At 67.0% G+C, this 9,106-nt stretch carries 10 protein-coding genes; 3 read left to right on the top strand and 7 right to left on the bottom strand.

Translation table 11 applies throughout. The annotated features are described in order from the left end of the window. The 3 genes from tgt to relB form a co-directional block, all read right to left on the bottom strand. Positions 1-980: tRNA guanosine(34) transglycosylase Tgt (gene tgt, locus VTU_RS0116040; RefSeq protein WP_010106009.1), on the bottom strand; the 980-nt coding region annotated here is incomplete at its 3' end. Positions 981-1,059: 79 nt separating this feature from the next. After that, entirely contained in the window at positions 1,060-1,329 is a 270-nt protein-coding gene (locus tag VTU_RS0116035) for a type II toxin-antitoxin system RelE family toxin (RefSeq protein WP_010106007.1), read from the bottom strand. Then, complete coding sequence (gene relB, locus VTU_RS0116030; RefSeq protein WP_029554475.1) at positions 1,313-1,540, bottom strand: type II toxin-antitoxin system RelB family antitoxin; 228 nt, start codon at positions 1,538-1,540, stop codon at positions 1,313-1,315. Before relB ends, VTU_RS0116035 begins: the two co-directional genes overlap by 17 nt. Positions 1,541-1,706: 166 nt before the next feature. Here relB and VTU_RS0116025 point away from each other — a divergent pair, with 166 nt between their 5' ends. Beyond that, the gene (locus VTU_RS0116025) at positions 1,707-2,162 is read left to right on the top strand and encodes a type II 3-dehydroquinate dehydratase (protein WP_010106004.1); all 456 of its coding nucleotides are present in this window, start codon (positions 1,707-1,709) and stop codon (positions 2,160-2,162) included. A gap of 36 nt (positions 2,163-2,198) precedes the next feature. Continuing rightward, a complete protein-coding gene (arfB, locus tag VTU_RS0116020; protein WP_010106002.1) occupies positions 2,199-2,621 on the top strand; it encodes an alternative ribosome rescue aminoacyl-tRNA hydrolase ArfB in 423 nt (140 codons plus the stop codon). On the opposite strand, the gene VTU_RS0116015 is transcribed toward arfB, so the two are convergent. Continuing rightward, a complete protein-coding gene (locus VTU_RS0116015; protein ID WP_010106000.1) occupies positions 2,622-4,322 on the bottom strand; it encodes an electron transfer flavoprotein-ubiquinone oxidoreductase in 1,701 nt (566 codons plus the stop codon). A 148-nt stretch (positions 4,323-4,470) separates the two neighbouring features. On the opposite strand from VTU_RS0116015, the gene VTU_RS0116010 reads away from it, so the two are divergent. Continuing rightward, entirely contained in the window at positions 4,471-5,253 is a 783-nt protein-coding gene (locus VTU_RS0116010) for an SDR family oxidoreductase (RefSeq protein WP_010105999.1), read from the top strand. Positions 5,254-5,409: 156 nt separating this feature from the next. Here the strand turns inward: VTU_RS0116010 and VTU_RS27690 are convergent, their stop codons facing one another. The 3 genes from VTU_RS27690 to VTU_RS0115995 all read right to left on the bottom strand — a co-directional run bounded on the left by VTU_RS27690 (position 5,410) and on the right by VTU_RS0115995 (position 9,033). Continuing rightward, positions 5,410-6,975 (bottom strand): methyl-accepting chemotaxis protein, encoded by a 1,566-nt coding sequence (locus tag VTU_RS27690; RefSeq protein WP_010105997.1) that lies wholly within the window; start codon positions 6,973-6,975, stop codon positions 5,410-5,412. A gap of 147 nt (positions 6,976-7,122) precedes the next feature. Further along, complete coding sequence (locus VTU_RS0116000) at positions 7,123-8,076, bottom strand: recombination-associated protein RdgC (RefSeq protein WP_010105995.1); 954 nt, start codon at positions 8,074-8,076, stop codon at positions 7,123-7,125. Positions 8,077-8,550: 474 nt separating this feature from the next. Then, positions 8,551-9,033, bottom strand: a complete 483-nt coding sequence (locus VTU_RS0115995) for a C40 family peptidase (protein WP_029554474.1) — start codon at positions 9,031-9,033, stop codon at positions 8,551-8,553. Positions 9,034-9,106: the final 73 nt, after the last annotated feature.

Here is a 9,106-nt window from a genome sequence, read left to right as displayed (position 1 = left end):
CCCCCCTGGTCCCAGGGCACACCGGACGGGCCCGCGCAGGCATAGCAGGAGCAACTGCCGTCCAGCGGCTGCTGGTCGGCCCTGTGGCGGGCGTTGCGGATCTTCAGGTCGCCAAAGCGGGTGAACAGCGTGCCGTTGCGTGCATTGCGCGTGGGCATCACGCAGTCGAACATGTCCACGCCCTGGGCCACGCCCTCGAGCAGATCCTCGGGCGTTCCCACTCCCATCAGGTAGCGCGGCTTGTGCGCGGGCAGCCGGTGCGGCGTGTGCGCCATGACGCGCAGCATCTCCTCCTTGGGCTCGCCCACGCTCACACCGCCGATGGCGTAGCCGGGAAAGTCCATGGCCACCAGGGCTGCGAGCGATTCGGCGCGCAGGTTCTCGTACATGCCGCCCTGCACGATGCCAAAGAGCGCATTCGGGTTGTTCAGGCGCAGGAACTCCGCCTGGCTGCGCCTGGCCCAGCGCAGGCTCATTTCCATGGACTGGCGCGCCTCGCCCTCGGTCGTCAGCTGCCCCCGGGTCTCGTAGGGGGTGCATTCGTCGAGCTGCATCACGACGTCGCTGCCGAGCACGGTCTGGATCTGCATGCTCAGCTCGGGCGACAGGAAGAGCTTGTCGCCATTCACCGGACTGGCGAAATGCACACCCTCCTCGGTGATCCTGCGCATGGCGCCCAGGCTCCACACCTGAAAGCCGCCGGAATCGGTGAGGATGGGCTTGTCCCACTTTTCAAAGCCGTGCAGGCCGCCAAAGCCTTGCAACACGTCGAGCCCGGGGCGCATCCACAGGTGAAAGGTATTTCCCAGAATGATCTGCGCGCCCATTTCATGCAGGCTGCGCGGCGTCACGCCCTTGACGGTGCCATAGGTTCCCACGGGCATGAAGAGCGGCGTCTGCACCACGCCATGGCCCAGCGTGAGCGCGCCGCGGCGCGCGTGGCTGGTGGGGTCGGTCTTGAGAAGGTCAAATTGCAGCATGGGGCGCATTCTCCCATTCAGCATGCGGCCCGGATCTGCGCAAGCAGCCTGCCCGTCCGCCGCGCCCCCCGATCTCGTATCAGCGATACACCTCGCGCCGGTTACCGATCCTGACGATCAGGATTCGCAAAGCGCCGTCCTCAATGTGAGCAATTACGCGATAGTCCCCTGCGCGGTACTTCCAGAACTCACCCAAGCGCGAACCCTTAAGGGCTTCCCCCAGACTGCGCGGATTGTCCAGAGGGGCCACGCGCTTACGCAGAAAGGACAGGATGCGCCGGGCAATTTGTGGGTCAAGTTGATCAAGGTTCTTCCGCGCCAGCGCCGAAAGCTCAATCTTCCATGCCATAGCGTTTCATCACTTCCTCGAGCGGTACGGTTTGCGACTTGTCCGCACGAATTGCTTCCAACTCGCGCTCGGCCAAGTACAAGTCCTCCAAGTCGTCGATGTGTTCGCAAATCGCCTCGGTGGCGTAATAGGTCTTGCTGCGCCCGGTCAGCGCGGCCAATTTCTTCAACCGGGCTTCAACGTCATCGGGCAATCGGATTGAGATGGGCATGGCGCGCTTGCGTGGTTTTTAGCGATACAACTATCGCAAACTCCGGGCAAGGATGCAAGCAGTTTGTCCAAACCGCCAGAGGGAGCTGCTGCTCTCCTCGGTGCACCGCATAATCCCCCCTCTGGCCCGCCAGGGTGGCAGGCGCAGCGTCCCGGAGTGCCTGTTTGTGAAAACCGTTTTTGTGCTGAATGGCCCGAACCTGAACCTGCTGGGCCAGCGCGAGCCCGCCGTGTACGGCATGCACACGCTGGCCGACGTGGAAAAGCTGTGCAGCGCCGCCTGCGCGCGCCATGGCTTTGCGCTGCGCTTTCACCAAAGCAACCATGAGGGCGCGCTGCTGGACTGGATCCACGAAGCCGGCCGCGTGCACGCCGCGGGCGATCTCGCCGGCGTGGTGATGAACGCCGGCGCCTACACCCATACCAGCGTGGCGCTGCACGATGCCATAAAGGGCACGGGCGTGACGCTGATCGAACTGCACATCAGCAACGTGCATGCGCGCGAGTCGTTCCGCCAGCATTCCTGCATGGCTGCGGCGGCCCGGGCCGTGATGTGCGGCTTTGGTGTGCCGGGCTACGGCCTGGCCATCGACGGCCTGGCGCAGTTGCAGCCTGCGGCCTGACGCGCCGGCCCCGCTTCCCGCGGGCAGAAAGCAGCCATGACCCCGTTGCCGCCCCTGCAGGTGTCCGAGGAAGAAGTCGAAATCAGCGCCATGCGCGCGCAGGGCGCGGGTGGGCAGAACGTCAACAAGGTCTCCAGCGCGGTGCATCTGCGCTTCGACGTGGCGGCGTCTTCGTTGCCGGACGACGTGAAGCAACGCCTGCTGGCCCTGCGCGACACGCGCATCACGCAAGAGGGCGTAGTCGTCATCAAGGCCCAGCGGTACCGCAGCCAGGAGCAAAACCGCGCCGATGCGCTGGAGCGCCTGAACGCACTGGTCGGCCGCGTGGCCCGCCCCCCGCGCGTGCGCCGCGCCACCCGGCCCAGCTACGAATCCAGGCGGCGGCGGCTGGAGCGCAAAACGCAGCGCGGCGAGACCAAGGCGCTGCGGGGCAGGGTGCGCGACGGGTCGGCAGGCTGATTACATGCCCGCGTAGTTCGGACCGCCGCCGCCCTCGGGCGCCACCCAGACGATGTTCTGCGTGGGGTCCTTGATGTCGCAGGTCTTGCAGTGCACGCAATTTTGCGCGTTGATTTGCAGGCGCTGCGCGTCGCCGCCCCGGGCCGTGTCGGGGACGAACTCGTAGACCCCCGCGGGACAGTAGCGCGCCTCGGGGCCGGCGTATTCCGCCAGGTTGACACGGACCGGAACGCTCGCGTCCTTGAGCGTCAGGTGCACGGGCTGGTTCTCTTCGTGGTGGGTGTTGCTGATGAACACGCTCGAGAGGCGGTCGAAGGTCAGCTTGCCGTCGGGCTTGGGGTAGGCGATGGGCTGGCATTCGGCGGCGGGCCTGAGGCAGGCGTGGTCGGGCTTGTCGCGGTGCAGCGTCCAGGGGATATGGCCGCGCAGCACGAACTGCTCGAAGCCGTTCATCAGCGTGGCCGTGGTCAGGCCGTACTTGAACCAGTTCTTGAAATTGCGGTCCTTGTTCAGCTCGGTGTGCAACCAGCTCTTCCCGAAGGCCTCGGGGTAGGCGCCGAGCTCGTCGTGTTGGCGGCCCGCTGCGATGGCGTCGTACGCGGCCTGCGCGGCCAGCATGCCGGTCTTGATCGCGGCGTGGCTGCCCTTGATGCGCCCGACGTTCAGATAACCGGCGTCGCAGCCCACGAGCGCGCCGCCCGGGAAGATGGTCTTGGGCAGGGCGTCGATTCCGCTGGCGTTGATGGCGCGCGCGCCGTATGCCAAACGCTTGGCCGTGATCTCGCCGTTTTCGTTTTCAAAGTAGTAGCGGATGCTGGGATGCGTCTTCCAGCGCTGGAATTCCTCGAACGGGTCGAGGTAGGGGTTGCGGTAGCCCAGGCCGGTGACGAAACCGACGGCCAGCTTGCGCTCTGGCAGGTGGTAGAGGAAGGCGCCGCCGTAGGTGTCGCTCTTCAGGGGCCAGCCGGCGGTGTGCATCACGAAGCCGGGTTGGTGGCGCCCGGGGTCGATCTCCCACAGCTCCTTGACGCCAATGCCGAAGCTCTGCGGGTCACGCCCCTGGTCGAGCCCGTAGCGCGCGATCAGCTGGCGGCCCAGGTGGCCGCGCGCGCCCTCGGCGAACACGGTGTACTTGCCCAGCAGTTCCATGCCGAGCTGGAAGTTCGCTCCGGGCACGCCGTCCCTGCCCAGCCCCAGGTTGCCGGTGGCAACGCCCTTGACGCAGCCGTCGTCGCCGTAGAGCACTTCGGCGGCAGCGAAGCCGGGGAAGATTTCCACGCCCAGGGCCTCGGCCTGCGCGGCGAGCCAGCGCGTGACCGCACCCAGACTCACGACGAAGTTGCCATGGTTGCGCGCAAACGGCGGCAGGAACATGTTCGGAACGCGAAAGCCCGATGTCTCGCCCAGGAAGACGTAGGCGTCGTCGGTCACGGGCTGGTCCAAGGGGGCGCCGCGTTCTTTCCAGTCGGGGATCAACTCGGTCAGCGCCCGGGGATCCATGACCGCGCCCGAGAGGACGTGCGCACCGGGCTCGGAGCCCTTTTCCAGCACCACCACCGAGACGTCCTGCGCTTTTTCGGCGGCCAGCTGCTTGAGCCGGATGGCCGTGGAAAGGCCGGCCGGGCCGCCGCCCACGACCACCACGTCGTATTCCATCGATTCGCGGGGACCATGCTGGGCGAGGATTTCATCGGGGGTCATGGGCTTGTACTCGGGCGTCTGATAATCGGTTGATTTTCCGCGGCGTGGGGCGCAATGCCCTGTCCGGCTGGCGACCGATTGTATTCATGGAGGGCGGGCAATCGAACGACCGTTCTATTTTCATCAGCAGGGGGAAGGGAGAACTTCAATGGCATACAGCATCGACTTGTCCGGCCGCGTGGCCTTCATCACGGGCGCCTCCGGCGGACTGGGCGCGCAGTTTGCCCGCACGCTGGCCCGCGCGGGTGCGGGTGTGGTGCTGGCCAGCCGCCGCGTGGACAAGCTCAAGGAGTTGCGCGCGCGCATCGAGGGCGACGGCGGTGACGCGCATGCGATCGAACTCGACGTGACCGACCTTGATTCCATCCGGTCCGCCGTGGCGCACGCCGAAACCGAGATGGGGTCGATCGACATCCTGGTGAACAACTCGGGAGTCGGCATCACCCAGCGCATACAGGACCTGACCCCAGAGGACTACGACTTCATTTTCGACACCAACGTCAAGGGCGCGTTCTTCGTCGCGCAAGAGGTGGGCAAGCGCATGCTCGCGCGCTCCTGCGGGGCTGCGCCGGGCAGCTTCACGGGCGGGCGCATCATCAACATCGCGTCCATGGCGGGCCTGAAGGTGCTGCCGCAGATCGGCGCCTACTGCATGAGCAAGGCGGCGGTGGTGCAGATGACCCGGGCCATGGCCATCGAGTGGGGCCGCTTCGGAATCAACGTCAACGCCATCTGCCCCGGCTACATCGATACGGAAATCAACCACCACCACTGGCAGACGGAGCAGGGCCGCAAGCTGATGGCGATGCTGCCGCGCAAGCGCGTGGGCAGCCCCGAGGACCTGGACGCGCTGCTGATCATGCTCGCCAGCGACCAGAGCCATTTCATCAACGGCGCCGTGATCGCGGCGGATGACGGCTTCGCCGTCTGAGCGCGCAGCCGCCAAGGCCGACGAACAGGGTCTGCGCCAGCGAGCCTACACCGACACCCCGCCAGGCCGGGCCAGCATGCTGCCCGGCCGCGGGTGCGAGTGCAGGTGGCCGGGCGCCGCCGCAGGGCCTGGCGCATGCTGGCCCGGGCGCAGCGCCTACGCTGCCAGGCGAAACTGCCGCACCACCTGCGCCAGGCGGGCCGCCTGTTCGCGCAGGGACTCGGCCGCGGCGGCCGACTCCTGCACCAAGGCGGCGTTCTGCTGGGTCATGCGGTCGATTTCGCCCACCGACTGATTCACCTGGCCTATGCCGGCGGACTGCGCGGACGCCGCCGCCGTGATCTGGCCAATGATTTCGTTGACCCGCTGCACGCTGGCCACGATCTCCTGCATCGCTGTGCCCGCGTCTTCCACATGGCGCACGCCGCCGTCCACGGCGCTCACGCTGCGACCGATGAGGGCCTTGATGTCGTTCGCGGCAGTGGCCGAGCGCTGCGCCAGGCTGCGCACCTCGCTCGCCACCACGGCGAAGCCACGCCCCTGCTCGCCGGCGCGCGCGGCCTCCACCGCGGCGTTGAGCGCCAGGATGTTGGTCTGGAAAGCGATCGAGTCGATCAGGCCGATGATGTCGCCGATCTCGCGGCTCGACGCCGAGATCTCGCGCATGCTGACCACGGCCTGCGCTATCACCGCGCCGCCGCGCGTGGCCGTATCCGACGCCGAGGTCGCCAGCTGGTGCGCCATGCGCGACGAGGACGCGGTCTGCTGCACGGTGGACGTGAGCTGCGACAGCGAGGTCGCCGCCTCCTGCGCATGGCCGGCCGTCTGTTCCGTGCGCTGCGACAGGTCCTGGTTTCCTGCGGCGATCTCCTGGCTGGCGCTGGCAACGCTGCCGCTGGCGTCGCGCACCTGCGCCACCAGCGTCCCCAGGCCCTGCTGCATGTCGCGCAGGGCGCGCTGCAGGTCGGCCACCTCATCGCGCTCATCGGCCGCGATGCGCTGCGCAAGGTTCCCGCCGGCAATGGCCTGCGCCATCGCGCACGCGTCCTCCAGCGGACGGCAGATGGAGCGCATGTTCATCAGCGTGGTGGGCACCACCATCACCACCGTGACCAAGACCAAGAGCGCGAAAAGCCAGTTCGTCTGGCTCGATACCGCGCCCTGTTGCTGCACCGACCTGGCGACCTCGCTGCGCAGCACGGCGTCGAGCTCGCCCATCGACTGGCCCGCCAGATCGAACTCGGCCACCGCCTTGGCGCTCATGTGGTTCGCAATGGTCGCCGTGTCGTAGCCGCTGGCCTCGAGCTGGCGGATCACGGGAGCAAACAGGTCGCGGTAGCTGTCGAGCCTGGTGATGATGCTGCGCAGCACGGGATTGTCCGAATCTTCTTCACCCTCCAGGAACTTGTCGGCAATCTTGCGCGCCTGCTCCAGGCTGGCCTGCCACTTGGCGTGCGCGGCCTTCACGGCCTCGGGCTTTTCGTAGCCGATGATCATGTCCTTCTCGTGCTGGCGGATCGCTCCCATCTCGCCCTGCAGCGCGGCCATGTCGGCCATTTTGGCAATGGTGTGCGCCATGAAATCTTCGCTCATGGCGTGGATGCGGAACATTCCCAGCATGCCTGCGCCACCCAGCAGGCTCAGCAGGCCCAGAACCACGGCAATGGCCCCGAGCATGCGCAACCGAATCGTGAACCGCCGCATGAACGAGAAGAGATTCATGGTTCGTCTTCCTTGAAAACAGGGGGTGCGCCGACGCCGTGCACGCCGCGGCCGCCCTGCCCCAACCCTCCCTGGTTTTCAGCAAGGCGCCGCAGTTTGCCAGACAACACCGGCCGCCCTGTACGCATTTGTCACATGCGCCGCGGCTCAGAACGGGGCCGAATCCGGGCTCCCGTCCACCGGCGCGGGCCCGGCCGCCGCCTCGGCCACGCCCGCCTGCGCTTCGCCGCCCAAGGCCTCGATCAGATCGGGGATCAGCTGCGCCAGCTCGCCCGTGGCAAGCGCCACGTCGGTGTCAAAACCGCGATCGTCGGCCTTGCCGCCATCGAACACCGGGTCCAGGAACTCCAGCTTCCTGAGCTGCAAGCCTTCGGTGAGCAGGAAGGAGACGCGGTCGTTCCACGTGAGCGCAAGCCGGGTCGGCAGCTTGCCGGCGGCGATATGCGCCTGCACCTCTTCGATATCGAGCCGATGGCGGGCGTAGCGCACCACGGAATTCTCCTCGTCGGCGCTCTTGAGCTCGCATTCGCGGTCCACGCTGAAACCCGCGGGCGGCTCCTGCGCTCCGAGCCAGTGCGACATCGCGGCCTGCGGGCTGGTCCGGGTGTCGAGCAACGCCACCGACAGGCCGGGAAGCGATTCGACCAGCAGGGTCACGACCTCGTCGGCGCAGCTCTGGCTGGAGGTGTCGAGCAGCAACAGGCGGGACGCGGTATCCATCCACACCCACACCGCCGTCTGCTTGGTGAACGCCATGGGCAGCAAATCCAGCCGGGTCTCGTCCTTGAGATCCCGGCTCTCCCTCTTGCCCGGCTTGCGGCCGGTTTCGCGCTCGATGCGCTCGGCCTTTTCCTTCACCTTGCGGGCCAGCACCGGGCCCGGAACGGCCTTGGCCTCGAGCATGCAGCGCACGATCCACTGCCCCGCGACCGATTCCGCCAACGGCCCATGCGCCTCGCCCCGGGGCGCAACCCAGCCCAGGGACTTCTCCTGCGTGGCGCCGCACTCCATGAACGGCGCCTTCGCCAGGGCCTCTTCCAGCTGCGTCCATTCCACCTGCGATTGCGGCGCAATGCGGTACAGGAGCACGTTCTTGAACATGAAAAAACCTTTCCTTTTGTTGGGGGCCTCGTCGCTTGCCCGACGGACACGAAACCCGCGATTGTCAACGCAGGCCAGCAGATGCCCGAAACCCGGGAGCGCTTTCTTTTTGCTGGCTGATGGCGCATCCAGCGCCGCGCGACGCTTTCCGTCTCCGCCAGCGTGGCCGCAGCCCTGCGGCAGGCGAGCGTGGACAAACCTGGGAATAGTTCTGGCACAACTCGGTGGTTATCCACAGAAAAAGACCCGGCGCCCAAGTTGTTGTCTCTGCACTTCGCCCATTGCGCGCGTCACCCCACAGGCTTTGGCGCTGCGCAAACCCGCACCAGCACTGGGGAAACAAGGCTTGTCCACAGAAAACGGCAGGGCCTACTACTACTGCTATTTATAAATAAAGAAAGTAGAAGAACAAGCAAAACCCGAAAACCAGGGCGTCGGGGTGGCAGCGCGGAGGGTGGGCATGGGCGGGCTCGCTCAGGGCCGCCGGAACGACGCGTTCTGCCGCGCCCAGTAACGCGCTTGCAGGAGGTCCAGGCGCACCCTGCCGCCGCTGGACGGCGCGTGCACGAAGCGCCCCTGGCCCACGTAGATGCCGGCATGCGAGGGCACGGGTCCGGTGCCGAACAGCACCAGGTCCCCCGCGCGCAGTTCGCTGCCGGAGACGGGTTCACCCCAGCCGCTGAGCTGCGCCACGGTGCGCGGTGGCGCCGTGCCCATGCGGCTGCGGTACACGTAGCCAATCAGCCCGCTGCAGTCAAAGCCCGAATCGGGCGTGTTGCCGCCATGGCGGTAGGGCGTTCCCACGAGGCCCAGCGCGTGGATGGCGATGTCGCTCGCCTGCACCTGCGACAACGGCGTGTAAACCGGGGCCCGGTGCACCGAGGGGGGCGCCGGGGTGCTGCAGCCGCCCAATGCCAGCAGGGCCGCCGCGCAGGTCAGGCAGTGGAATGCGCGCATGGTCCCCGAGGGTAGCGCATGGGCGGCAGCGGCCTCATGCCGCCCTGGCCGCTGGCGCAGGCCGGCGCCGCTG

The sequence above is a fragment of the Verminephrobacter aporrectodeae subsp. tuberculatae At4 genome (genome assembly GCF_000193225.1).
GTDB classification, from domain to species: Bacteria; Pseudomonadota; Gammaproteobacteria; order Burkholderiales; family Burkholderiaceae_C; genus Acidovorax; species Acidovorax aporrectodeae.
The sequence above is the reverse complement of the archived record's forward strand: the minus strand, read 5'-3'. Positions and strand labels throughout refer to the sequence as shown.